This is a genomic window from Streptomyces antimicrobicus, assembly GCF_020532625.1.
Classification (GTDB): Bacteria; Actinomycetota; Actinomycetes; order Streptomycetales; family Streptomycetaceae; genus Streptomyces; species Streptomyces antimicrobicus.
The window spans coordinates 1-24,009 of the sequence record NZ_JAJAUY010000051.1 but is presented as its reverse complement, the minus strand read 5'-3'; the positions used below and the strand labels follow the sequence as shown (position 1 = coordinate 24,009).

Annotated in this window: 21 protein-coding genes; 12 read left to right on the top strand and 9 right to left on the bottom strand. The window is 74.2% G+C overall.

The features are described from left to right. The first annotated feature begins 13 nt into the window (after positions 1-13). The 4 genes from LG632_RS15165 to LG632_RS15150 all read left to right on the top strand — a co-directional run bounded on the left by LG632_RS15165 (position 14) and on the right by LG632_RS15150 (position 4,929). On the top strand, positions 14-1,408 hold the full coding sequence (locus LG632_RS15165; protein WP_226727587.1) for a transglycosylase family protein: 1,395 nt from the start codon (positions 14-16) through the stop codon (positions 1,406-1,408). Positions 1,409-1,637: 229 nt separating this feature from the next. After that, a complete protein-coding gene (locus LG632_RS15160; protein ID WP_226727586.1) occupies positions 1,638-3,113 on the top strand; it encodes an SDR family NAD(P)-dependent oxidoreductase in 1,476 nt (491 codons plus the stop codon). A 511-nt stretch (positions 3,114-3,624) separates the two neighbouring features. Next, entirely contained in the window at positions 3,625-3,801 is a 177-nt protein-coding gene (locus tag LG632_RS15155; RefSeq protein ID WP_226727585.1) for a hypothetical protein, read from the top strand. Positions 3,802-3,933: 132 nt separating this feature from the next. Further along, the gene (locus tag LG632_RS15150; RefSeq protein WP_226727584.1) at positions 3,934-4,929 is read left to right on the top strand and encodes an NAD-dependent epimerase/dehydratase family protein; all 996 of its coding nucleotides are present in this window, start codon (positions 3,934-3,936) and stop codon (positions 4,927-4,929) included. A 53-nt stretch (positions 4,930-4,982) separates the two neighbouring features. Here the strand turns inward: LG632_RS15150 and LG632_RS15145 are convergent, their stop codons facing one another. The 3 genes from LG632_RS15145 to LG632_RS15135 are packed head-to-tail and all read right to left on the bottom strand — an operon-like array spanning position 4,983 to position 7,829. Next, on the bottom strand, positions 4,983-6,428 hold the full coding sequence (locus tag LG632_RS15145) for a lipase maturation factor family protein (protein ID WP_226727583.1): 1,446 nt from the start codon (positions 6,426-6,428) through the stop codon (positions 4,983-4,985). A gap of 25 nt (positions 6,429-6,453) precedes the next feature. Further along, a complete protein-coding gene (locus LG632_RS15140) occupies positions 6,454-6,987 on the bottom strand; it encodes a DUF1990 domain-containing protein (RefSeq protein ID WP_226727582.1) in 534 nt (177 codons plus the stop codon). After that, on the bottom strand, positions 6,984-7,829 hold the full coding sequence (locus tag LG632_RS15135; protein ID WP_226727581.1) for a YndJ family protein: 846 nt from the start codon (positions 7,827-7,829) through the stop codon (positions 6,984-6,986). Before LG632_RS15135 ends, LG632_RS15140 begins: the two co-directional genes overlap by 4 nt. Before the next feature lie 174 nt (positions 7,830-8,003). Here LG632_RS15135 and LG632_RS15130 point away from each other — a divergent pair, with 174 nt between their 5' ends. From LG632_RS15130 to LG632_RS15115, 4 genes are read left to right on the top strand one after another with little or no spacing between them, the layout of a single operon-like run. Beyond that, the gene (locus LG632_RS15130) at positions 8,004-9,203 is read left to right on the top strand and encodes a DUF6777 domain-containing protein (protein ID WP_226727580.1); all 1,200 of its coding nucleotides are present in this window, start codon (positions 8,004-8,006) and stop codon (positions 9,201-9,203) included. Positions 9,204-9,210: 7 nt separating this feature from the next. Further along, a complete protein-coding gene (locus LG632_RS15125) occupies positions 9,211-11,280 on the top strand; it encodes a SpoIIE family protein phosphatase (RefSeq protein WP_226727615.1) in 2,070 nt (689 codons plus the stop codon). A gap of 44 nt (positions 11,281-11,324) precedes the next feature. After that, positions 11,325-12,185: an Fpg/Nei family DNA glycosylase gene (locus tag LG632_RS15120; RefSeq protein ID WP_226727579.1), complete on the top strand. Its 861-nt coding sequence runs from the start codon at positions 11,325-11,327 to the stop codon at positions 12,183-12,185. A gap of 43 nt (positions 12,186-12,228) precedes the next feature. Further along, positions 12,229-12,606: a hypothetical protein gene (locus LG632_RS15115; RefSeq protein WP_226727578.1), complete on the top strand. Its 378-nt coding sequence runs from the start codon at positions 12,229-12,231 to the stop codon at positions 12,604-12,606. Between the two features lie 46 nt (positions 12,607-12,652). Here the strand turns inward: LG632_RS15115 and LG632_RS15110 are convergent, their stop codons facing one another. Further along, entirely contained in the window at positions 12,653-13,117 is a 465-nt protein-coding gene (locus LG632_RS15110) for a hypothetical protein (RefSeq protein WP_226727613.1), read from the bottom strand. Between the two features lie 232 nt (positions 13,118-13,349). Further along, the gene (locus LG632_RS15105; RefSeq protein ID WP_226727577.1) at positions 13,350-13,883 is read right to left on the bottom strand and encodes a sigma-70 family RNA polymerase sigma factor; all 534 of its coding nucleotides are present in this window, start codon (positions 13,881-13,883) and stop codon (positions 13,350-13,352) included. Between the two features lie 335 nt (positions 13,884-14,218). Here LG632_RS15105 and LG632_RS15100 point away from each other — a divergent pair, with 335 nt between their 5' ends. Further along, positions 14,219-15,421 carry a CapA family protein gene (locus LG632_RS15100; RefSeq protein ID WP_226727576.1) on the top strand — a complete coding sequence of 401 codons (1,203 nt, stop codon included), beginning with the start codon at positions 14,219-14,221 and terminating at the stop codon, positions 15,419-15,421. A 153-nt stretch (positions 15,422-15,574) separates the two neighbouring features. Then, positions 15,575-18,868, top strand: coding sequence for a bifunctional lysylphosphatidylglycerol synthetase/lysine--tRNA ligase LysX (lysX, locus tag LG632_RS15095; RefSeq protein WP_226727575.1), 3,294 nt, complete (start codon positions 15,575-15,577; stop codon positions 18,866-18,868). A gap of 4 nt (positions 18,869-18,872) precedes the next feature. Here the strand turns inward: lysX and LG632_RS15090 are convergent, their stop codons facing one another. Then, positions 18,873-19,295, bottom strand: coding sequence for a YjbQ family protein (locus LG632_RS15090; protein WP_226727574.1), 423 nt, complete (start codon positions 19,293-19,295; stop codon positions 18,873-18,875). 132 nt (positions 19,296-19,427) lie between these two features. Here LG632_RS15090 and LG632_RS15085 point away from each other — a divergent pair, with 132 nt between their 5' ends. Beyond that, positions 19,428-20,378 carry a polysaccharide deacetylase family protein gene (locus LG632_RS15085; protein WP_226727573.1) on the top strand — a complete coding sequence of 317 codons (951 nt, stop codon included), beginning with the start codon at positions 19,428-19,430 and terminating at the stop codon, positions 20,376-20,378. A gap of 138 nt (positions 20,379-20,516) precedes the next feature. On the opposite strand, the gene LG632_RS15080 is transcribed toward LG632_RS15085, so the two are convergent. Next, positions 20,517-21,179, bottom strand: coding sequence for a class F sortase (locus LG632_RS15080; protein ID WP_226727572.1), 663 nt, complete (start codon positions 21,177-21,179; stop codon positions 20,517-20,519). Between the two features lie 377 nt (positions 21,180-21,556). On the opposite strand from LG632_RS15080, the gene LG632_RS15075 reads away from it, so the two are divergent. Then, the gene (locus LG632_RS15075) at positions 21,557-22,054 is read left to right on the top strand and encodes a hypothetical protein (protein WP_226727571.1); all 498 of its coding nucleotides are present in this window, start codon (positions 21,557-21,559) and stop codon (positions 22,052-22,054) included. A gap of 76 nt (positions 22,055-22,130) precedes the next feature. Here the strand turns inward: LG632_RS15075 and LG632_RS15070 are convergent, their stop codons facing one another. Both LG632_RS15070 and LG632_RS15065 read right to left on the bottom strand, forming a co-directional pair. Beyond that, positions 22,131-22,775 (bottom strand): hypothetical protein, encoded by a 645-nt coding sequence (locus tag LG632_RS15070; RefSeq protein WP_308108472.1) that lies wholly within the window; start codon positions 22,773-22,775, stop codon positions 22,131-22,133. A gap of 209 nt (positions 22,776-22,984) precedes the next feature. Further along, positions 22,985-23,755 carry a bestrophin-like domain gene (locus LG632_RS15065; RefSeq protein ID WP_226727569.1) on the bottom strand — a complete coding sequence of 257 codons (771 nt, stop codon included), beginning with the start codon at positions 23,753-23,755 and terminating at the stop codon, positions 22,985-22,987. Positions 23,756-24,009 lie beyond the last annotated feature (254 nt).

The following is a 24,009-nucleotide window of genomic DNA, read 5'->3' as shown; positions in this document are numbered from 1 at the left end:
CAGGGGGGCTCCCATGGGTGTACGGGGTCGACACCGCAGGTACCAGCCGAGCACCATCAACCGGGCTTCACTCGCGGTCACCGCGTCGGGAGCCGGCATAGCCCTGCCCCTCATGGGCGCCGGCGCCGCCGAGGCGGCGTCCGTCGACACCTGGAACAAGGTCGCGGCCTGCGAGTCCACCGGCAACTGGCACATCAACTCCGGCAACGGCTACTACGGCGGGCTCCAGTTCAGCCGGAGCACCTGGCGCGAGTTCGGCGGTACGGCCTACGCGCCCCGCGCCGACCTCGCCACCCGCGAGCAGCAGATCGCGGTCGCCGAGAAGGTCCTCAAGGGGCAGGGCCCGGGAGCCTGGCCGGTCTGCTCGAAGAAGGCGGGACTGGAGCGGGGCGGGCCGGCCCCGCTGACCACGCCGGCCACGTCCCACCGGCCCCAGGCGCAGGCGCAGGCGCCGAAGCGCGAGCAGCCCGGGAACGAGCGGGCCCAGCGCCAGCAGTCCCCGCACCAGCAGGCCAAGACCCAGGGGGCCGTACCGCAGCAGCCGGGGCCGCAGCAGGCCGGCGCGCCCGCCCGGCAGGGCGCCGAGCCGCGCGCCACCGGCACCACCGTGCTGCCCAGCCCCTACGTCGTCGCGCCCGGCGACTCCCTCTCCTCGATCGCCGCCCGCCGGCACGTCGAGGGCGGCTGGCAGGCCCTCTACGAGACGAACCGGGCCACCGTCGGGGACAACCCGCACCTGATCTTCCCGGGCCAGCGCCTGACGCTGCGGATCACCGCCGCGCCGCCCACGGCGCCCGCACCCCGCCCGGAGAAGCCGCCGCGCACCGCCGACCCCGTCCCGTCCGGCGCCCCGGGCGGGCAGCGGACGGAGAAGCCCCGGACCGAGCAGCCGAAGAGCGCGCAGCCGAAGAGCGCGCAGCCGAAGGCGCAGCAGCCGCGCCCCGCGCCCGCCCCGCAGCAGCGCGTGACCGAGTCGGCCTCGGCGCGGCAGCAGGCGTCCGCGCCGTCCTTCACCGCGCCCGTCGACGCCGCGCTCGGCACCCGTTACAAGGTGCCCGGCTCCTCGTGGAGCAGCGGCTACCACACCGGGGTCGACTTCCCCGTGCCGACCGGCACCGCGGTCAAGTCCGTCGGACCCGGCCAGGTCGTCTCGGCCGGCTGGGCGGGGGCGTACGGCTACCAGATCGTGATCAAGCACACGGACGGCAAGTACTCCCAGTACGCCCACCTCTCGGCGGTCTCGGTCAAGGCCGGCCAGCAGGTCTCCGGCGGGCAGCGCATCGGCCGCTCCGGCTCCACGGGCAACAGCACCGGCCCGCACCTGCACTTCGAGATGCGTACGGGCCCCGGGTACGGCTCCGACATCGACCCGCTGCGCTACCTCCGGGGCCACGGCGTGCGCATCTGACCCGCGCCTCGCGCCCGCGGCCCGCACCGCCGGGCGCGACCCACCGCCCGGGCGGCCGTTCCGCGTCCGCCGGGCACCTGCTGCGACGGCTCCCTCGCGGTGCGTGAGGGAGCTCCGCCCGGGTTTGGTTCCCGGCGCCCCCGATCCGTACAGTTCCCCTTTTGGGGACTTCCCGCAGGTTTTCCGCGACAGGCGGACGCGGACGAGCGATCGAGGAACGACAGCGGCCATGACGGTGACCGAAGACAACCAGGCATACGGGCCGGGTATCGACCCCGAGCGCATGGCCGTCTGCCTCAGCGTGCTGGCGGAGCTGGACAAGCTGGAGGTCGACCACCCCGACGCCATCGCCGTGCGGCGAGCCACCGCCGGCATCTACCGGACGGTCAAGCAGCGCCGCCGCCAGGAGCGCCGCGCGGCCAAGACCGCCAACGACAAGGCCGTCACCGAGGCCACCGCCACCGGCTCGGCGCAGCGCATCGACGACGAGACCGAGGGCATCCTGCCCTCCTCGGTCACCGAGGCCGGCCGGATCGCGGGGATACTCCAGCGCCCGCGCTCCTGCTACGTCTGCAAGACGCGGTACGTCGAGGTCGACTACTTCTACCACCAGCTCTGCCCGACCTGCGCCGTCGTGAACCGCGCCAAGCGCGAGGCCCGCGCCGACCTCACCGGCAAGCGCGCGCTCCTCACCGGCGGCCGCGCCAAGATCGGCATGTACATCGCGCTGCGGCTGCTGCGCGACGGCGCGCACACGACGATCACCACGCGCTTCCCCAAGGACGCCATCCGCCGCTTCAAGGCGATGGAGGACTCCGCGGACTGGATCCACCGCCTGGAGGTCGTCGGGATCGACCTGCGCGACCCGGCGCAGGCCGTGGCGCTCGCCGACCAGGTGGCCGACGCCGGTCCGCTGGACATCCTCATCAACAACGCGACCCAGACCGTGCGCCGCCTGCCCACCGCCTACGCCGCGCTGGTCGAGGGCGAGAGCGCCCCGCTGCCGGCCGGTGAGCTGCCCGCCCACCACGTGATCGGCGCGTTCAACTCCGGTGCGGTCGACGGCCTGGCGGCGCTGCCCGTCGGCGTCAGCGGGCTGGAGGCGCAGAAGGTCGCCGACCTCGCGCTGGTCGCCGGCAACGCCAGCCTCGAACGGCACCTCGACGGCACCGCCATCGACGCCGGCGGTCTGCTGCCGGACGTCGTGGAGACCAACACCTGGGTCCAGACCATCGACCAGATCTCCCCGGTCGAGCTGCTGGAGACCCAGCTGTGCAACTACACCTCGCCGTTCATCCTGATCAGCAAGCTCCGGCCGGTGATGGCCGAGGCCGCCCGCAAGGCGTCCAGCGGGCGCGCGTACGTCGTCAACGTCTCGGCGATGGAAGGCGTGTTCAGCCGCGGCTACAAGGGCGCCGGGCACCCGAACACCAACGCCGCCAAGGCCGCCATGAACATGGTCACGCGGACCAGCGGCCAGGAGATGTTCCAGACCGACCGGATCCTGATGACCTCGGTCGACACCGGCTGGATCACCGACGAGCGCCCGCACTACGACAAGCTGCGCCTGGCCGAGGAGGGTTTCCACGCCCCCCTCGACCTGGTCGACGGCGCGGCCCGGGTCTACGACCCCGTCGTCCGCGGCGAGGCCGGCGAGGACCTGTACGGCGTCTTCCTCAAGGACTACGCGCCGGCCAACTGGTAGTCACCACGGGGGCGGCGGGCACCCGCACCCGCCGCCCCACCCGCGCGCCGCGCCCCCTTCTCGGACGCCGCGCCGCACCTGATCACCACGCCCGCGCCCCGCCCGCGCACCCCGCCCTGCGCGCCCGCCCCGGCCCGCGCACCGCGCCCCGCCCGCCGGTCCGCCGCCGGCTCCGCCGGGGCGCATCACCCTGCTCCGCCTCCCCGCCCCCTCCCGCGCCGCCGCTGCGAGGTCGAGCACCGCCCCCGCCCGCCGGTCGGCGGGGAGCCGCTCCCCGCGACACGCCGACGTGCGACTTCATGAACGTGGGGCGAAAGTGGGGGAACCAGACGGATTTTACTCTCCTATCGAGCGGGGGCCTGCTCATATGTGTACCCTGATGCACACGGACGGCCTCACCCGGGCCACGCTCCGTGTCGAGAGAGACAGCGCCACCGCGCTCGGAAGCCCTGATCCCCCCACCCGCGGCGCGGTTCGCCCCGACGGGTTACCCGACACGAAGGAGTGCGCGGTGACACCAGAACTGACGAAGCACGACCAAGGCCTGCTGGAGTGGACCGAGCGGCGCACCCGCCCCCGCTCCGACGAGCTGGGGAGCCTGGAGGTGTGGGCCCGCTCGGCCCCCATCCGGCTCGCCGGCTACGAGGACGACCTCGCCGAGCCGCACATCCTGCCCGGTATCGACTGAGCCCCTCGACCTGGTCCTCGCCCCGCCCCCGCTGCCCGCAAGGCCGCGGGGGCGCGGCGTACGCCCACAGCGTCATCGCTGTGGGCGATCACCGCTTCCCCCGCCGTCCTGGTCGGCCGCAGGCTGGCCGCCATGAAGCTCTTGATGCTCGGGGGAACCGAGTTCGTCGGCCGCGCGATCACCGAGGACGCCCTGGACCGGGGCTGGGAGGTGACCGTCTTCCACCGCGGCCGCCACGCCCCGCCGCCCGGGGCCGGCTCCCTGCACGGCGACCGCACCGAGCCCGGCGGCCTCGCCGCCCTCTCCCACGGCACCTGGGACGTGGTCGTCGACACCTGGAGCGGCGCCCCCACCGCCGTCCGCGACAGCGCCCGGCTGCTCCACGGCCGGGTCCGGCACTACGTCTACGTCTCCAGCCGGTCCGTCCACGCCTATCCCGCGCCCGCCGGGCTGACCGAGGACGGGCCGCTCGTCGACGGCTCGCCCGACGCCGGGCCGGTCGGCTACGCCGAGGACAAGCGGGGCGGTGAACTGGCCGCCCTGGAGGCGTTCGGCGCCGACCACGCCCTGCTCGTCCGCGCCGGGCTGGTCCTCGGACCGTACGAGAACATCGGCCGACTGCCCTGGTGGCTCACCCGGATGGCGCAGGGCGGCAGAGTTCTCGCGCCCGGCCCGCAGGACCTTCCGCTCCAGTACGTCGACGTCCGGGACCTGGCCCGGTGGACCCTGGACGCCGCCGGCGCCGGCCGGGCCGGCGCCTGGAACATCGCCTCCCCCTCCGGGCACGCCACCATCGGCAGCCTGCTGACGGCCTGCGCCGCCGCCACCGGCGACCGCGCCGAGCTGGTGTGGACCGACCCCGCCCGGATCCTCGCCGCCGGGGTGGAGCCCTGGATCGAGCTGCCGATCTGGCTCCCGGCCGGTGAGCTGCACGACTTCATGCACGGCGGGGACGTCTCCAAGGCCCTCGCCGGCGGCCTGGTCTGCCGCCCGGTCGAGGACACCGTGAACGACACCTGGGCCTGGCTGCGTTCCCTCGACGGCGCACCCCCGCACCGCCCGGACCGCCCCCGCCCCGGGCTCTCCCCGGCCCGGGAGGCCGAACTGCTCACCGGCCCCACCGGCTGAGGTGCGACCGGGGGCGGGCGCCGGGGTGGCGCCCGGCCCCGGTCGTGCGGGCGTCAGTCCCCGCGGGACCGCACGGGGCCGGGTTCGGCGAGGCGGGTCGGGGGGAGGTATTCGCGCAGGAGCGTGCGGTGCCACCACGCGCCCGTCTCGCGCAGCTCGCGCCAGGTGGTGAAGCGGTAGCGGTACAGGCGGGCGCGGACGAAGACCGGCGGGGCGTCCGGGAACGGGTTGTGGCGCAGCAGCCGCAAGGTGTCCCGGTCGCCGGTCAGCAGCCGCTCGACGAACGGGCCGAACCAGTCGCGCGCGTACCCGGGGGAGAGGGCCGCGAACCACATCAGCCAGTCCAGGCGCAGGTGGTACGGCGCGAACTGGCGGGGCATCCGCCGCAGTTCGGTCGGCTTGCCCTTGAAGCCGTACTCCCGCCAGTCCCCGTCGGCGCGCGGCACCTCGTCGGCGGTGCCCTCGACCACCACCTCGTCGCGGACCCGGCCGACCGTGCCGAAGGCGCCGTAGGTGTTGACCAGGTGCAGGGAGTCGAAGGACCGGTTCATCACCTGGCGGCGGGAGATCATGTTCCGCACCGGGTGCCGGCTGAGGACCAGCACCAGCGCGGTCACCGCGCAGACCAGGACGACGTACCACAGCGGCGCCGCCCGGGAGGCGGCCGCCGGGGGCGGTCCGGTCAGGGCGGTGAAGTCCACCGCGGACAGCGCGACGGTGATGGTGATCCAGTTCAGCCAGGCGAAGTTCCCGGAGAGCACCAGCCACAGCTGGGTGGCCACGACCGCCCCGGCCGCGATCGAGGCCACCGGCTGCGGCGTGAAGAGCAGGACGGGGACGACCAGTTGGGTGACGTGGTTCGCCGCGCACTCCACCCGGTGCACCGGCTTGGGCAGGTGGTGGAAGAACCAGCTCAGCGGGCCCGGCATCGGCTGGGTCTCGTGGTGGTGGTCCAGGCAGGTGAGCTTGCGCCAGCACGGGTCCCCGCGCATCTTGATCAGCCCGGCGCCGAACTCGACCCGGAACAGCACCCAGCGCAGCAGCCACAGCACCAGCACCGGTGGCCCCACCCGGGCGTTGCCGAGGAACACCGCGAGGAAGCCGACCTCCAGCAGCAGCGACTCCCAGCCGAAGGCGTACCAGGTCTGCCCGACGTTGACGATCGACAGGTAGAGCACCCACAGCAGGGCCCACAGCGCCATGGCGCAGCCCAGCGGCACCAGATCGCCGACGCCGGCCGCCAGCGCCGCCGCCCCCACCGCCCCGAGGACCGCGCAGCCGGCGAAGAGTCCGTCGCAGTAGCGCACTTGGAACAGGCTGGGGGCCCGCCGGAACGGCACCAGGCGCACGTACTCGGGCACCGGCAGCATGCCGCGGCTGCCGATCAGGGCGCGGAACTGGAAGAGCGCCGCGAGGAAGGCGACCAGGTACACCCCGGCCAGGGCCCGCTGGAAGACCAGCCGGCCCGTCCAGTACGCGGGCGCGGTGAACCAGTCCATCGTCTCCAGTATCGGCCGCGCCGCCTCAGCCGCGCGCGGCCAGCCGGCGCAGGATCCGGGTGCACCAGCGGGCGTAGCGCAGCTGGAGGAAGGGGACGACCGGCCCGGCCAGCCGGGTGTACCAGACCGCGGGCCGGCTGAACGCGGTGACCTCGAACCAGACCGTGCCGTCCGCGGCAAGTTCCACCAGGAACGACTCCTCGCCGCTCTCCGGGTGCCCGGTCAGTGTCCCGTACGCGAATCCGGCCCGGTCGGGCGCGTACGTCGTCGCCACGACCTCGCACGGGGCGGTGACGCGCAGCGGTCCGAAGCCGAGTCCGACGGTGACCCGCGTGCCGGTCCGCACGGGCGTGTGCTCGGCGTGGACGGCGAATCCGGTGCCGCGGTGCACGGCGAGCGTGGTCAGGGCCGTGCCGGCGGCCTCGAAGACGGCCCGGCCCCGGCCGATGGGCGCCCGGTGGCGCAGGTGGTGGTAGCCGCCGGGCAACGGCCTGCGGGCCGTGGCCCCGCGGTCGGGGTAGCTCAGGCCCTCGCGCGGGCTGCTGAGGAGACGGGTCATGTCGGGAGCTCCTTCCGGAGGGGAGAGCGGGTGCGGCTCAGGCGGTGCCAGGCCAGCAGTGAGCAGACGGCGAAGCCGAGGGCGTTGCCGAGGCCGTGCGTGGCGGCCATCCAGGTCAGGGTGGGGTGCGCCACGCCGGTGGCCTCGCCCAAGGCCCACCACACGGCGAGCAGCATGGTGGCGACCAGGACGCCCGCCGAGGTGCCCAGCAGGACCCGGGTGCCCCGGCCGGGAGCGCCGGGCCGGATCTCGCGCCAGGTCAGCAGGGCCACCGACCACATCCCGGCGGTCAGCACCACGGCGCCGACGAGCTCGGCCAGGTCGCCGACGAAGTACCCGGCCAGCACCAGCAGCGTGCCCCCGGGGACGCTGTACGCCGCCCAGCGCGCGGCCGGTCCCGGCCGGGCGGCCCGGCAGACCAGGCCGGCCACGAGCGCGGCGGTGAACCCGGCGAAGTGGAAGTGCGGCACGGTCAGCGCCAGGACGTCGAGGTCGAAGCCGAAGAGCCGGTACCCGGCCCGCTCGGCCACCAGGGCGGTCCCGGCCACGGCCGGGGAGCCCAGCGCGGTGAGCGCCGCGATCTCGGGCGGGGCCAGGGAGCGGGTGCGCAGCAGCCGGACGGGCGCCCGCAGCGCCAGCGCCGAGGCGGCGGCCGCGTAGAGTACGGCGAGCGCGGTGGCGGTGTGGCCGCGCGGCAGCCACAGGGACAGGGCGCCGGGGGCGGCCAGGCAGGGCCAGAGCCGGGCGAGTCGGGCGAGTGCGGACGGGTCGATCAGGCGGAGGCCCGCGGGGACCACCGCGAGCATGCCCAGGGTGACGACCAGGTTCACCAGAATCGTCACCGTGGACTCCCCTCCCCGTGCGGCCGAACGCCTTGAACGCGTTCAACTCGCAAGCGTGAGCGTAGGGGGTTCGTTGAACATGTTCAAGTGCCGCCGGCTGCGGATCTCGGCTTGCGGGCCCTCCCGACTTGCGGCAGACAGGAGGGAGCAACCGGGGCGAAAAGGGAGATTCTCGTGCACGGACCGACACTCCGTCAGGCTTCGCGACGTCACGCGCCCGCCACGGCAGCCCTCTTCGCCGCCGTCGGCCTGCTCGCCACGGGCTGCACCGACGCGCAGGGCAGCCGGCACCACGGCTCCGGGGAGAGCGCCGACCTCCACCTCGTGCCCGTCGCCGCCGCCGGCGCCGACCCCTTCACCACCTCCTCCGCCACCAACGAGTCCGCCCCCGCCCAGGCCCCCGTGCCCAACCCCACCGGCCAGGGCATCCGCACCGTCAACGCCGCCACCCCCGGCCTGTACGCCGGCACCCAGCGGCTGGGCAGCTGCGACATCGAGCAGCAGCTGCGCCTGCTGACCGAGGACGACGACAAGGCCCGCGTCTTCGCCGAGACCTCCGGGGTCGAGGCGGCCGAGCTCCCCGAGTTCCTGCGCGGCCTCACCCCGGTCGTGCTGCGCGCCGACACCCGCGTCACCAACCACGGGTTCCGCGACGGCAAGGCCACCGGCCACCAGGCCGTCCTCCAGGCCGGCACCGCCGTACTGGTCGACGCCCACGGCATGCCCCGCGTCCGCTGCGCCTGCGGCAACCCCCTGCAGGCCCCGCGCGCCCCCAAAGGCGCCCCCGTCCACAAGGGCGACCCCTGGGCGGGCTACCAGCCCAACCAGGTGATCGTGGTCGAGCCGACCATGCAGACGGTCGACAACCTGGTCCTGGTCAACCTCCTGAACAACACCTGGCTCGAACGCAGGACCGGGGACGACGGCGCCCAGGACAAGGTCCCCCAGCACCTGACCCCCTACGACCCCGCCGAGGGCATCCCGGACCGCCCCCCCACGACCCAGACCCCGCAGGACCCGCAGGCCCGCACCGACGCGGCCGACGGCCAGCCCGTCCCCGCCGACCCCGGCGTCCCCCAGCAGCCCCCCGCGAACCCGCAGACCAGGCCCCGGCAGCCCGAGATCCCGGACGCGCCCCCCAGCCCGCCCCGCCCGGTGCCGACCGACCCGACGGACCCCGGCACCGGACTGCCCACCGACCCCGGCCTGACCCCCACCGCTCCGGAGGACCTCACCCAGCCCCTCGACGGCCTCACCCAGGACCCGTTCGCCGAGCCCGTCGACCCGAACCTGCCGCTCGACCCGACCGACCCGAACACCAGCCCGGACGCCGAGGTCCTCCCCGAGCCCGACGTCGAGCTGGAGAGCGCCTGACCGGGTGGTGTGTCATGGTGGATCGGTGCCGACCACCGTATCGCTGCCGGACGACTGGCCCGCACACCCGGACCTGTCCCTCGCGCTGAACCGGATGGGCAGCTTCGACTGGGACCTGGCCACCGGGCTCATGCACATGGACGCACCGGCACTGGACGTCTTCGACACGGTCGCCGAGGAGTACGACGGCAGGCCCGAGTCGCTGCGCCACCGCGTCCCCCCGGCCGAGGCCGTCCGCCTCGACGCCCTGGTCTCCAGCGCGCTCAAGACCGGCACCCCGACGTACGGCGCCTACTTCCGCATCCGCTGCCGGGACGGACGGCTGCGCTGGACCCACACCCAGGGCCGGGTCCTGCGCGACGAGGCCGGCCGGCCGTACCGGATCATCGGCATCGTCCGCGACGCCACCGAGGAGCTCAGCCACTCCGCCGAACGGCTCGGCCTCGACGAGGAGCGGCGCCGGCAGACCTCCGTCGTCGAGAGCACCACGGCCGCGCTCGCCCACGCCCGGACCGTGCGCGACGTCATCAGCGCGCTCAGCGACTCCAACGGCCTGGAGCGGCTCGGCACGATGGGCATGGTCATGGGCCTGGTCGAGGCGGGCCGGATCCACCTCGTGGCCGAGGGGCCGGCCGGCAGCTACGTCCCCGGCACCCGCTACACCCGCATCGACGAGAACTACCCGATGAGCGAGGTGGTCCGCTCGCTCCAGCCCCGGTTCATCGACTCCGCGGAGGAGTTCGCCGCCGGCTACCCCGGCCTCTGGTCGAAGATCACCGACATGTCCATCTCGGCCGCCGCCTACCTGCCGCTGATCGCCCAGGCCCGGCCGATCGGCGCGATCGGCCTGCTCTACCAGGACAAGGACGGCTTCACCCAGGAGGAACGCAACCTCCTGGTGGCGCTCGGCAGCTCCATCGCCCAGAGCCTGCAGCGCGCCATGCTCCTGGAACAGGAGCACGACATCGCCGAGGGCCTCCAGCAGGCCATGCTGCCGCGCCGCATCCCGGCGGTCCCCGGGGCCCAGCTGGCCGTGCGCTACCGCTCCGCCCGGATGGGCCGCGACATCGGCGGCGACTGGTACGACGTCGTCCAGCTGCCCGGCGGCCGGGTCGGGGTCGTCATCGGCGACGTCCAGGGCCACGACACCCACGCCGCCGCCGTCATGGGCCAGCTGCGCATCGTGCTGCGCGCCTACGCCGCCGAGGGCCACGCCCCGGCCACCGTGATGGCCCGGGCCTCGGTCTTCCTCCACGAACTCGACACCGACCGCTTCGCCACCTGCACCTACGCCGAGGCCGACCTCACCACCGGAGTCGTCCAGCTGGTCCGCGCCGGCCACATCGACCCCCTGCTGCGCGCCCGCGACGGCGAGACCCGCCGCCTGGCGGTGGCGGGCGGCATGCCGCTCGGCCTGTCCGCCGAGTTCGGCCTGCTGGACTACCCGGTCACCACCGTGGAACTCGACCCCGGGGAGACGCTCGTGCTGTGCACGGACGGCCTGGTCGAGCAGCCGGGCGCCGACCTCGACGAGGGGATCGCGCACCTCACCGGCCTCATCCGGGAAGGCCCGGCGGGCCTGCCGCAGCTGGCGGACCTGCTCTGCGGGATCGTCGACGAGCGCGGCGGGGACGACGACATGGCGCTGCTGCTGCTGCGCCGGCACGTCGAGGACGCCCCTCCGGGCGGCGGCCGCCTCCAGCAGCACGTCGCCCCCGGCGACCCCGAGGCCCTCGTCTCGGCCCGGCACATGATCGGCGCCGCGGTCCGCGCCTGGGGCGCCCGGGACCGCGCCGACGAGATGGAGCTCGTGGCCGACGAGCTGATCGTCAACGCCCTGATGCACACCGACGGCCCCGCGATCGTCACCCTGCGCGTCCTGCCCGGCACCGGCCCCGACCGCCGGCTGCGCGTCGAGGTCGAGGACCGCTCCAGCGCCCTGCCGCGCCGCCGGGACGCCGGCGACTCGGGCGTCTCGGGCCGCGGGCTGATGCTCGTGGACCGGCTGGCCGACGTATGGGGCGTGGAGCCGCGGGGCGGCGGCAAGTGCGTGTGGTGCGAGTTCGGCCTGACCTGATCGTCCCGCTCGCGTCCGGGGCGTTCGTTCGGCAGGCTGGGAGCATGCCGGAGCTGCCGGAGGTCGAGGCGCTGAGGGAGTTCCTCGACGAGCATCTGACCGGGCGGGTGGTCGAGCGCGTCCTCCCGCTCGCCGTCAGCGTGCTCAAGACCTACGACCCGCCGCCGAGCGCGCTCGAAGGGCAGCCGGCCGGTCCCACCGCGCGGTACGGCAAGTTCCTGGCCGTCCCCGTCGGCGACCTCTTCCTCGTCACCCATCTGGCCCGTGCCGGCTGGCTGCGCTGGCAGGACACCCTGCCCGAGCGCCCGCCCCGGCCCGGCAAGGGCCCGCTCGCCCTGCGCGTGGCCCTCGCCGGGGGCGGCGGCTTCGACCTCACCGAGGCCGGCACCCAGAAACGGCTCGCCGTGTACGTCGTCCACGACCCGCAGGAGGTGCCCGGCATCGCCCGGCTGGGCCCCGACCCGCTGGCGGCGGACTTCGACCGGGATGCGTTCGCCGCGCTGCTGGCGGGGGAGCGGCGGCAGATCAAGGGCGTGCTGCGCGACCAGAGCGTGATCGCGGGCATCGGCAACGCCTACAGCGACGAGATCCTCCACCAGGCCAAGGTCTCGCCGTTCAAGCTCGCGGCCTCCTTCGACGACGAGCAGATCACCCACCTGTACACGGCGGTGCGGGAGACCTTGGGCGAGGCCGTCGAACGCTCCCACGGCGTGGCGGCCGGCCGGCTCAAGGCCGAGAAGAAGAGCGGGCTGCGGGTGCACGGCCGCACCGGGGAGCCCTGCCCGGTCTGCGGCGACACCATCCGCGAGGTGTCTTTCGCCGACTCCTCGCTCCAGTACTGCCCCACCTGCCAGACCGGCGGGAAGCCGCTGGCCGACCGGCGCCTGTCCCGGCTGCTGAAATAGGCGCACTGCCCGCGGGGCGAGCGGCGCCGTAGACTCCCGGACCGTGTCGGAGGAGCAGCAGACCCCGCCCCGCCGGGAGGTCGTCACCGGAGTGCCGCGCGGCGCCCGCCCCCGGCCGCCCGCGTACGCTCCCGCCCGCTCGGAGATCTCGGAGCAGACCACCCTCGGGACCACCTACGTGCGCGCCCTGATGCGCAGCCAGCTGCGCGCCGGGTTGGGCGCGCTGGCCGCCCTGGGCCTGACGGTGGCGACGCTGCCGCTGCTGTTCCTGCTGCCGGGGCTGCGCCACGGGCCGCTGGTCTGGGCCGTGCTGGGCGTGGCCGTGTACCCGGTGCTGTGGCTGATCGCCCACCGGTACGTCCGGCGGGCCGAGCGCAACGAGGCCGACTTCAGCGGGCTGGTCGCCGACCGCGAGGGCTAGGTCGTCTCTCTCGGATCGGGCCGGGCCGGGGTGGTCGCCGGAGCGCTCAGAACAGGTGCATCGCCAGGTGTCCCAGCGGCAGCCCCAGCTGCCAGGCCGGGGTCCACACCCGGTCGTTCTCGTCCGGGAGCAGGGGCATGTGCGGGTGCTCGGGGTGGCCTGGGTCCAGATCCGTGGCGAACAGCTCGGTGCGGTCCAGCCAGCGCCAGGCGGCCCGGGCGAGCTCCAGGTCGGGGTCCTCGCCCCGGCCGCGCTCCCGCGCCTCCTCGCCCAGCTGGAGGAAGCGGGTGCGCACCCAGTCCCGCCAGGGGTGCCCGTACGCCGTCAACGAGAGCCACTCGTCCAGCTGCGAGACCACCCGGATCCCGGAGAGCTCCCCGGCGGCGTCCGAGAGGTAGATGGTCAGCGCCAGGGTGTCGCGGCCGGCGCGGAACTCCAGCGAACTGGCCGGGATCAGCCGGCCCGTCCGGAGCAGCTCGTCCGCGATGTACTCCGCGTAGAGCCACGCCATGGGCACCGCGAGCCCGCCGTCACTGGTGCCGTTCGTACCCTCGGGCTGCACCCGTTCCACCTTCTCCCGCGCGTCGAACCTCTCGCCGTCTGCGTCGAGCCTTCCCCGACGGCCTCGCGACACGGGGGATGTTTACTCAACTTGAACGGTTTGCTGCCGATTTCGATGCGCTCTTCGCCTGTTTCGAGCGTATCCCGGTCATTCTTCGAGCCGTTACCCAGGGGCGGCCCGCTCATGCCCCCAGACCGTACCCCTGGAGGTCCTTCCTCAGGGCCCGAAGGGCGTAGTACGTCCGGGACTTGACGGTGCCGGCCGGGATGCCGAGCTCGGCCGCGGCCTCGGCCACCGAGCGGTCCCGGAAGTACACCTGCAGCAGCACCTCGCGGTGCTCCGGGCCCAGGCTCCCCACGGCCCGCCGTACGTCGATGGCCGTGACCGAGCTGCTCACCCCGTCGAACGGCGCCGGCGCCTGCTCCAGCGCCTCGGAGTCCACCTCCTGGGGCCGCGACAGCCGGGCCCGGCGCGCGTCGATGGCCAGGCGCCGGCCGACGGTGAACAGCCAGGGCCGCATCGAGTCGTGGCCGCTCTCCCACGCCTCGGGGTGCTGCCAGGCGCGCACCAGGGTCTCCTGCACGAGGTCCTCGGCGCGCTGCGTGTCGCCGCCCGTCAGGCCCAGCAGGAAACCGAACAGGGCCCGGCCGTGGTCGCGCTGGAGCGCGGCCAGTGCCTCGGGGGCGGTGCGGGTCAGAGTGGGGGAGAGGGGCACCGGGGAGCTCCTTCCGCGGGGCGAACGGCTCGGGAGACTCACCCTGACCTGGGCCGGGCCGTCCGGGAACGGGTCTGCGCGGGTGCTGCGCCCAAGCGCCCCGCCGGGCCGACGGGCGGCCTGGGCGCACGACGAACGGTCGAACGGCGCGGTGAACGGCACGCGGGTCCGGCGAGCGTCCGCTGCGCCGTCCAGGTGGCGCGGGGCGGGCCGCGCGGCGCCGTCGCTTGACGGCGACGGCACTCTCTAGTGGATTCGAATCATCAGATAGTCATATGAGCTGTGGGTCCGGCTGTCCGGGTGTGCTCGGACGTGCCCCTCGGAAAGCGGGATCGATGACCAAGCGCCACGCACGCCGGGCCCTCGCCGTCCTCGCGGCCGTCCTGCTCCCGGCCGCCGCCGGCTGCTCGGCCTCCGGGGACTCCGCCCCGGCCGCCGCCCGGCTGCGCGGGGGGCACGGGGCGCAGTCGTCGACGGCCCCCGCCCCCTCCGGCGCCCGCGGCTTCACCCTGGTGGCCAGTGGCGACGTCCTGCCGCACGGCTCGGTCATCCAGCGCGCCCACGCCGACGCGGGCGGCGACGGCTACGACTTCCGGCCGATGTTCGCGGCGGTCCGGCCGGTGGTCTCGGGCGCCGACCTGGCCCTGTGCCACATGGAGACCGTCTACGGCGACGAGGACGGGCCGTTCTCCGGCTACCCCGCCTTCGTCTCGCCGCCCCAGGTCGCCGACGGCCTGAAGGCCACCGGCTACGACGGCTGCTCCACGGCCTCGAACCACACCCTCGACGACGGCGCCGACGGACTGCGCCGCACCCTGGACCGCTTCGACAAGGTGGGCCTGGGCCACTCCGGCTCGGCCCGCACGGCGGCCGAGGCCGCCCGGCCGCCGGTGTACCGCGCCGGCTCGGCCAAGGTGGCGCACCTGGCGTACACCTTCGACACCAACGGCTACCCGATGCCCGAGGGGCAGCCCTGGGCGGTCAACCTGATGGAGGAGAAGAAGATCGTCGCGGACGCCCGCGCCGCCCGCACGGCGGGGGCCGACGTGGTGCTGGTCAGCCTGCACTGGGGCACCGAGTGGCAGACCGACCCCGACGAGCGCCAGCTCGCCCTCGGCCGCTCGCTCACCGCCTCGCGGACCGGGGGCCGTCCCGACATCGACCTGATCCTCGGCACCCACGCGCACGTCCCGCAGGCGTACGAGAAGGTCAACGGCACCTGGATCGTCTACGGCATGGGCGACCAGGTCGCGGGCACCATGTACAACCACTCCGGCGACTTCGACCCGCGCGGCAACTACAGCTCCCTGGGCCGCTTCCGCTTCGAGCCGCCGGCCACCGCCGGCGGCCGCTGGCAGGTCACCAGGGCGGAGTTCGTCCCGCAGGCGTACGACCTCGACACCGGCCGGGTCGTCAACCTGCCGGCCGCCCTCGCCGAGGACCCCGGCGACCAGGCCTACCGGACCGCGCAGGACGCCGTCACCGAAGCGGTCCTCGGCCGGGGCGCCGCCAAGGACGGCCTGACGGCGGGCCGCTGAGCGGCCGGGCCACCGGGCCGCTGAAGGCCGGGCCGCTCGGCCGCCGAGAGGCCGGGTCGGCGGGCCGAACGGTGTGATCAGATGTCCTGTCACATCGTCGGGGCGCGTGCGCTCGGCGAGCGGAGCCCTGCGCCGCTCCCTACAGTGCCAACCATGAGTGTGACCGCCGTGGAGCCCCACGGCACCCGGAACCGCTTCCTGAACCGGGTGCCCGACGCATTCGGAGCGTTCTTCGGAGCGCTCGGCCTGCTGTGCGCCCTGCTGGCGCTCTCCCCCACCCTGCGCCGGTTGCTGGGCCCCGTCGTGCGGTTCCTCGACATCTTCGTGGTCCCGGTCAGCGCCAACCTCGCCTACGCGGTCTTCCTCTTCCTGCTCGCCGCCGCCCTCGGCATCCGCAAGAAGATCGCCTGGTGGATCGTCGTCACCTATCTGGCCCTGCTGATCCTCGTCGATCTGCTGCTCATGGCCGACGGCGAGTTCTGGATCGGCGGCCCCTCGATGGTCCTGGCGCTGGCCGCCCTGGGCATCCTCGTCGCCGCCCGCAAGGAGTTCTACGCCGACTCCCGCCCGGGCGCGCTGTGGCGCGCCCTGCTCGTCCTCGGACTCGGGCTGCTCGCCGCCGTCCTGCTGGGCTGGGGGCTGGTCGCGCTGTTCCCCGGCTCCCTGCCGCGGGGGCAGTGGCTGGACTGGGCCGCCAAGCAGGTCTTCGGCGGTCTCTTCTCCGCCCGCCAGTTCGACGGCCGCCCGCCCCGGCCCCTGTACTTCCTGCTCGGTCTGTTCGGCGCCCTCGCCCTGCTGAACGCCGCCGCCACCCTCTTCCGCTCCCAGCGGATGCACGCCGCCCTGCACGGCGACGAGGAGCCGCGGATCCGGGCCCTGCTCGGCGCGTACGGCCGGGGCGACTCCCTCGGCTACTTCGCCACCCGCCGCGACAAGGCCGTGGTCTTCGCCCCCAGCGGCAAGGCGGCCGTCACCTACCGCGTCGAGGTCGGGGTGTGCCTGGCGAGCGGCGACCCGGTCGGCGATCCCGGTGCCTGGTCCGCCGCCATCGACGCCTGGCTGCGGGTGGCCCGCCGGTACGGCTGGCAGCCCGCCGTCATGGGCGCCTCCGAGGAAGGCGCCCGGGCCTACGCCCGCTCCGGCCTGAGCGCCCTGCAGCTCGGCGACGAGGCGATCGTGCACGTGGCCCACTTCGACCTCGACGGCCGCGACATGCGCGTGACCCGGCAGGCCGTCAACCGGGTGAGACGAGCCGGCTGCACCGCCCGGATCCGCCGCCACGCCGCGCTCACCGCGCAGGAGATGGAACGCATCGTCGACCGGGCGGACCGGTGGCGCGACACCGAGACCGAGCGCGGCTTCTCCATGGCGCTGGACCGCCTCGGCGACCCCGCCGACGGCGACTGCCTCCTCGTCGAGGCCTTCGACGCCCACGGCGAGCTCATCGCCCTGCTGTCCTTCGTCCCCTGGGGCAAGGACGGCATCTCCCTGGACCTGATGCGCCGCGACCGCGGCGCCCCCAACGGCGTCATGGAGTTCATGGTCGCCGAGCTCTGCGCCGCCTCCCCCAAGCTGGGCGTGCGCCGGATCTCCCTCAACTTCGCGGTGTTCCGGTCCGCCTTCGAGGAGGGCGGCCGGATCGGCGCCGGACCCGTGCTGAAGCTGTGGCGCAGGCTGCTGCTGTTCTTCTCCCGCTGGTGGCAGCTGGAGGCCCTGTACCGCTCGAACGTCAAGTACGGGCCCGAGTGGTACCCCCGCTTCCTCTGCTACCAGGACGCCGGTTCACTCGCCCGGGTGAGTCTCGCCTCCGGTGTCGCCGAGGGTTTCGTGTCCGTGCCGAGCCTGCGCAAGCTCTGGGGCAACGGCCGCCCCCGGGGCATCTCCTCCCCCGCCACCACCGAGGGCCTGCCGGCCATCGCCGACCTCGGCCTGGAGGCCGTGGGGGAGGAGGCCCCGGCGGCCGAGCGGCTGCCCGAGCAGGTCCGGGTCCGCCACCGCAAGCTGGACCGGCTCGTCGCCGCCGGCACCGACCCGTACCCGGTGGGCATCCGGCAGCGCACCCACACGCTCGCCGCGCTGCGCGCGGCCCACCCCGGGCTCGCCGGGGGCAGCCGCACCGGGGAGGAGGTCACCGTCGCAGGCCGGGTGATGGTCGTCCGCGACCTCGGCGGGGTGGTGTTCGCGCTGCTGCGCGACTGGTCCGGCGACCTCCAGCTGATGTTCACCCGGGAGGAGTCGGGGGCGGCCCTGGACGCGTTCACCGCCCAGGTCGACTTCGGCGACCACGTGGTGGCGACCGGCGAGGTCGGCGCCGCCAAGAGCGGCGAGCTGTCCGTCGTGGTCCGCGACTGGCAGCTCACCGGCAAGTGCCTGCGCCCGCTGCCCGACAAGCGCAAGGGCCTGGCCGACCCCGAGGCCCGGGTCCGCCGCCGCTACCTCGACCTGGTCGCCAGCCCCGAGGCCCGCGAGGTGGTCCGGGCCCGCTCCACCGCCGTGCAGGCGCTGCGCCAGGGGCTGCTGGACCGCGGCTTCCTGGAGGTCGAGACCCCGATGCTCCAGCAGATCCACGGCGGGGCCAACGCCCGGCCCTTCCGCACCCACATCAACGCCTACGACCTCGACCTCTACCTGCGCATCGCCCCCGAGCTGTACCTCAAGCGGCTGTGCGTCGGCGGTATGGAGAAGGTCTTCGAGATGGGCCGTACCTTCCGCAACGAGGGCGTCTCCTACAAGCACAACCCCGAGTTCACCATGCTGGAGGCCTACCAGGCCTTCGCGGACTACGACGTGATGCTGGACCTGACCCGCGAGCTGATCCAGGGCGCCGCCACGGCCGCCTTCGGCTCCCCCGTGGCCCGCAAGGCCGGGCCCGACGGGCGCCTCGTCGAGCACGACATCTCCGGGCCGTGGCCGGTCAAGACCCTCTACGGCGCCGTCAGCGAGGCCCTCGGCGAGGAGGTCGACGCCGACACCGACGAGCACGTCCTGCGCCGGCTCTGCGACCGCGCCGGGGTCCCGCACACCCCCGACGACACCCGGGGCGACGTGGTGCTGGAGATGTACGAGCGGCTGGTGGAGGAACGCACCCTGCTGCCCACCTTCTACAAGGACTTCCCCACCGACGTCTCGCCGCTCACCCGCCAGCACCGCCACGACCCGCGGCTGGCCGAGCGCTGGGACCTGGTCGCCTTCGGCACCGAACTGGGCACCGCGTACTCCGAACTCACCGACCCGGTCGAACAGCGCCGCCGGCTGACCGAGCAGTCCCTGCTGGCGGCGGGCGGCGACCCCGAGGCGATGGAACTCGACGAGGACTTCCTGGACGCCCTGGAGTACGCGATGCCGCCCACGGGCGGTCTGGGCATCGGCGTGGACCGCCTGGTCATGTTCCTGACGGGCCGCACCATCCGCGAGACCCTGCCCTTCCCGCTGGTCCGCCGCGGCTGACGGGTCAGCCCAGGAAGCTCAACCGGACCTGCCGGTGCGGGTTGTCGCCGTTGGTGTCGACCAGGCAGACCGACTGCCACATGCCGAGGGCCAGTTCCCCGCCGACGACGGGGAGGGTGGCGTGCGGGGGGACGACGGCCGGCAGGACGTGGTCGCGGCCGTGGCCCGGGCTGCCGTGGCGGTGCTGCCAGCGGTCGTCGGCGGGCAGCAGGGTCCGCAGGGCCGCCAGCAGGTCGTCGTCACTGCCGGCGCCCGTCTCGATCAGGGCGATGCCGGCCGTGGCGTGCGGGACGAAGACGTTCAGCAGCCCGTCCCGGCCCGGCGCGACCTCCGCGAGGAACGCGGTGCAGGCGGCGGTCAGGTCGTGGACGCGCTCGTCGGTGCCGGTGGTGACGTCGAGGACACGGGTGCGCAGGGGTTCGCTCATGGGTCCATGGTGCCGTCCGGCACGGCGGACCCCGCCGTGCGCGCCGAGGACGGCTGGGCCGGTCGGGTGAGGAGATCCCGACGTGACCGCGCCTCTCGACATCCGCGCCGATCTCGTTGATACGTAGTAATGATGAAAAATGACGAGCCGACAGTCGGGCGGCGCGTGCTGCTGCGTGCCGCCGTCTTCCTCGGAATCGCCGCCGCCTCCGGCCTGCTCACCGGAGGTGAGGGCAACCCCGGCCGGGCCGGTGCGCTCGGCCCCACGGACCCCGCCACCCCCTCCACCCCCGGCGCCACCCCAGGCGGGGGAACCGGCGCGGGAACCGCCGCCGGGGCGGCCGGGGCTCCCGGCCACCCCGCCGTGGAGCCGCCCCAGGGCGCGCCCGGGGCGGCGTACCGGCTCCAGCCGATGACCGGCGACGCCCCCGCGCGGCGCCCGCCGAACGCCCCGCTGACGCCGCGGACCCGGCCCGTCCTGGAACTTCCCCTGACCCCGGGCAGCGGCAGCCCCATGGTGCTCACCTTCGACGACGGGCCCGACCCCCGCTACACCCCCGGCATCCTCGACACCCTCGCCCGCTACCAGGTGCGGGCGATGTTCTTCGTCTGCGGCGAGATGGCCACCGAGCACCGCGACCTGGTCCGCCGGATCAGCGCGGAGGGCCACGCCATCGGCAACCACACCTGGAGCCACCCCCTCATCCCCAGGCTGTCCCGGCCGGCGCTCGCCGACGAGATCGTCCGGACCAGCGACGTCGTGCAGCAGGCCGTCGGCGAGGCGCCCAGGTGGTTCCGCGCACCCTACGGCGCCTGGAACCGGGCCGCGTTCGAGATCGGCGCCGAGCTGGGCATGGAGCCGCTGGCCTGGACCGTCGACACCCTCGACTGGAAGGAACCGGGCACGACCACCATCGTCTCGCGGGTCCTGCGCGGCGCGGCCCCCGGCGTGATCGTGCTCAACCACGACGCGGGCGGCAACCGGGCGCAGAGCGTGCAGGCGCTGCGCGCCTACCTTCCCCAGCTGCTCGACCGCGGCTACCGGCTGACCCTGCCGTCCCCCGCGCACCTGCCGGCCGCCTGAGGCCCCCCGCCCGCCCGCGGGTCGGGGGCGGGCCGGGGTGCGACGCCGGTCGCGGGGATCGGCGGGTCGCGGGGAGTCCTCAGCCGGTCGCTGGAGCCCCCATGGGGATTGCGGAGCCTCGGCGGGTCGCGGGAGCCCTCAGCGGGTCGCCACCATGCGCGCGAAGACGACCACGTTGCCGTCGTACCCCTTCGCCTTCGAGTAGCCGCCGCCGCAGGTGATCACCCGGAGCTCGGGATGCCCGGTGTCCCCGTACACCCGGGCTCCGGGGAAGGCGTCCTTGGAGAACACCTCCACCCCGTACACCTCGAACACCGCCGTGCGCCCGTCGTAGCGCTCCACCTCGATGCGCTGGCCCTTGCGGAGCGAGCCCAGCCCGTAGAAGACCGCCGGTCCCTGCGCGTTGTCCACGTGCCCCACGATGACGGCCGAGCCGCGCTGGCCCGGCGAGATGCCGTTGAGGTACCAGCCGGCCAGATTGGGGTCCTGCGGCGGCGGCGCGTCGATCCAGCCCTGCTGGTCCAGGCCGACCGTCATCACGGGCGCGTCCACGTGGATCGTCGGGATCCGGATGCGCTGCACCGACGAGTGGTCCAGCACCTCCAGGTCCGGCGGGGGCTGCGGCGGGTTCGCCGGCAGCTGGTCGGCCCGCACCTCGACCCGGGCGGCCGCGGTCGGCTGGGGTGGCCCGCTCATGCCCGTCCCGTTACGGATCATGGCGAGACCGGAGAGCATGACCAGGGCGAGTACGCCCCATGGTGAGCGCCTGCGTGACTTCCCCGTCTCGTCCTCGCGCAGCATCAGTCGTCCCTTCCCGACGCGGGGGTCCCGACCCGCGTTGCTGTCCCCCCCCTTTACGCCCTTCTTCCCGCACGCTAAGTCCGGTCGCGGGGGACGGCGAGGCGGGAGCGTCGAACGGGTGGTGCGCCCGCCGCCGGGGCCCGGGGTGCCGCCGGACGGGGTGCGCCCATCCAGGTATTCGTCACATGAATGCCTGACGGGTCGTGACCTGCGGATCCGTCAGCGGAGCCGGTCGATCTTCGGCGTGTCGCTCAACCGGGCGGGCCAAAGGCGGAAATGCGCTGGTTGCGGGCTGCCGTGAGGGTTTCTCGTGGGAGGCGTTCTCGTCGATCATCCCGGGCCACCGCTCCGGGGCGCTTTCCGCTGGAGGTTCCACCATGCGTGCCTTTCGCGCCTTCTCCGTGACCGCGGCGGCCGCTCTCGCCGTCGGTCTCGGTGCGTCCTTCGCCACCGCGAATCCCTCGGGGGGTGGCGGCGGGCCCACGAACATCGCCGTGAACCCGTTCCGCGTGCACCAGGGCTCCACCATGCAGGTCAGCGCCAACGGCTGCGGTCGGGGCGGCACGGTCAGGTCGCACGGGAACTTCGATCCGACCCTGCTGTCACCCGGCTCCACCAACTACGCCACCGTGCGCATCTACAACCACGCGGCGCCGGGCATCCACACGCTCCAGGTGCAGTGCAACGACAGCAGCCTGATCGGGACCCACAAGTTCCAGATCCTGAGCGGCAACGGCGCCCAGGGTGGTCTCGGCGGCTCCCTCGGCCCGTCCACCGCGGAGACCGCCATCGGGGCGGGCCTCATCGGGGTGGCGGCCCTGGGCGCCGGCATCCACCTCAAGCGCCGTCACCGCGCGGCTCGCGGGCGGGTCTGACCGGACGGACCTCCCCGGTCACCCTCCCCAGCCGAACGCCCCGGGTCCCCACCAGGACCCGGGGCGCGGGTGGCGTTCAGTGCCGTCCGCCGGCGGCGGAGCGGCGGCGCAGCACGTACGCCGTCCCGGCCGTCGCGACGAGCAGCAGGGCGGCTCCGGCTCCCAGTTCCACCGGGTTCATCCCGGCGACACTGCCGCCCACGCCGCCGCGTACCGCGCCGGTCGTGCCCGTGGTGACGGCGGGGGCGACGAAGGTGGGGACGACGGAGGGGACGGCCTGGGGGAGGGCTGGGGGCACCGCCGGGGCGACGGTGACCGTACGGCCGTCCCGGGCGGTGGCGGTCGAACTGGTCGTGGGCGTCGAGACCCCGCCCGCGATGGTCAGATCGGTGGAGCCGGTCTCGCCGTTGCACGTGAAAGAGACGGAATACTGGGCTCCGCGCCGGGCGTCGCGATCGACGGTCACCCGCACGGTCTCCCCGCGTGGGATCGCCACGGAGTCGAACACCCCGGAGGAGACGGTGGCGTAGGCGGCGTTGCAGCCGGACACCGAGAGCACCACCTGGCCGCCGGGTGCCACCGTCGACGGGGTGACGGCGAAGGCGAACGAGGTCACAGGAGCGGCCGGCCGCGGGCCGGACCCAGCACCGGCGGCGGACGCGCCGAAGGCGCCGAGCACGAGGACAGCTCCCGTGGCTCCGGCGCCGAGCAAGGCAGTCACTGAGGTACGTATCGCACCCATGGTTGGTCTCCGAATCCACGAGGAGCAGCCGCGGAATGGTTTCCGCGCGGAGGTTCGTGCACCTCGATGGCCGCCACGCTAGGCGCGCGGACCCCCACCCGCGATCAGAGTCGGGCGAATGGGGCATACGCGTAGGCCGAACCGGGGACGGAGCGGCCGTCCCCGGTTTGCGGCCCTCGGCGGCCGCGTCAGTTCCGGTCCAGCACCTGCTCGAACTGCTGCAGGAACGGCTCGGTCGTGGCGGCGATGCCCCGGCCGAACGGCGCGTCGAAGTCCCAGATCAGGAACAGCAGGAAGGCGATGAGCGCGCTGAACAGTCCCGCCAGCAGCATCTCCCGGAACGAGCGCCGGATCTGCAGGGCGAAGACCATCCCCACGGTGACCAGCGCCCCGATGATCAGCCCGAACCACACCACGCCCGGCATGGTGTCCCCGGCGCTCCCCGCCCGGGCGCTGCGCGCGTCGTCGACCGCCGCGACCTGGTCCACCAGCGGCTGGTAGGCCTGTCCCTCGTGATCGGTCTGCGGCTGGTAGTCGGTCACGTCCCGGCGGAGCCTGTCGAGCAGGCGCGCCCCCTCGTCCGTGAGCTCGCCCCGCTCGGCCATCACCTTCCACTCCGTGCGCACCACGTGGGTGACGTACGCGTCCACGTCCGCCCGGATCCGGGCCCGGACCTCGGGCGGGTAGACCTCGGAGCGGACGCTGACCTCGTGCAGCGCCTGCGCCTCCTGGCGTACGTACTCCTGGGCGGCGCCGCGGGCCTCCCAGACCCCCGCGATGGCCAGGCCCAGCACGATCGCGTAGATCACGCCGATCATCATCGTCATGTACTCGATGACGTCCGGGGTCTCGTTCGGATCGTCGTCCTCGCCGATCCGCCGGTGGTTGAAGAACGCGATGGACAGCACGACGGCACACGCCGCGAGCATCGCGAGGGTCAGGACGAGCCATTCCGACACGGGGGACTCCCAGAAGGTTCGGTTCGTGCGGCGTCAGGGGGTGCGTGGGGCGGGCGCTCGGCGTGGGTGCTCGGCCCGGGTGCTCGGCGCGGTCGCTCAGCGCGGGCGCAGGGCGACGATGGCGAGCACCGCGGGGGCCGAGGTGAGCAGCGTGAAGGTGACCGGCGAGATGTGGTGCTCGGCCGGCTTGCGCGACGGCGCCCGGTACACGGGCCGCGCCACCGGGACCTTGGCCGGCGTGGGCCGCACCACCG

Bases quoted from the DNA above. Each gene is read 5' to 3' on its own strand.
- LG632_RS15165 (WP_226727587.1), top strand. From the start codon at position 14: ATGGGTGTACGGGGTCGACACCGCAGGTACCAGCCGAGCACCATCAAC.
- LG632_RS15160 (WP_226727586.1), top strand. From the start codon at position 1,638: ATGACGGTGACCGAAGACAACCAGGCATACGGGCCGGGTATCGACCCC.
- LG632_RS15150 (WP_226727584.1), top strand. From the start codon at position 3,934: ATGAAGCTCTTGATGCTCGGGGGAACCGAGTTCGTCGGCCGCGCGATC.
- LG632_RS15145 (WP_226727583.1), bottom strand. From the start codon at position 6,428: ATGGACTGGTTCACCGCGCCCGCGTACTGGACGGGCCGGCTGGTCTTC.
- LG632_RS15140 (WP_226727582.1), bottom strand. From the start codon at position 6,987: ATGACCCGTCTCCTCAGCAGCCCGCGCGAGGGCCTGAGCTACCCCGAC.
- LG632_RS15120 (WP_226727579.1), top strand. From the start codon at position 11,325: ATGCCGGAGCTGCCGGAGGTCGAGGCGCTGAGGGAGTTCCTCGACGAG.
- LG632_RS15110 (WP_226727613.1), bottom strand. From the start codon at position 13,117: ATGGCGTGGCTCTACGCGGAGTACATCGCGGACGAGCTGCTCCGGACG.
- LG632_RS15100 (WP_226727576.1), top strand. From the start codon at position 14,219: ATGACCAAGCGCCACGCACGCCGGGCCCTCGCCGTCCTCGCGGCCGTC.
- lysX (WP_226727575.1), top strand. From the start codon at position 15,575: ATGAGTGTGACCGCCGTGGAGCCCCACGGCACCCGGAACCGCTTCCTG.
- LG632_RS15090 (WP_226727574.1), bottom strand. From the start codon at position 19,295: ATGAGCGAACCCCTGCGCACCCGTGTCCTCGACGTCACCACCGGCACC.
- LG632_RS15085 (WP_226727573.1), top strand. From the start codon at position 19,428: ATGAAAAATGACGAGCCGACAGTCGGGCGGCGCGTGCTGCTGCGTGCC.
- LG632_RS15080 (WP_226727572.1), bottom strand. From the start codon at position 21,179: ATGCTGCGCGAGGACGAGACGGGGAAGTCACGCAGGCGCTCACCATGG.
- LG632_RS15075 (WP_226727571.1), top strand. From the start codon at position 21,557: ATGCGTGCCTTTCGCGCCTTCTCCGTGACCGCGGCGGCCGCTCTCGCC.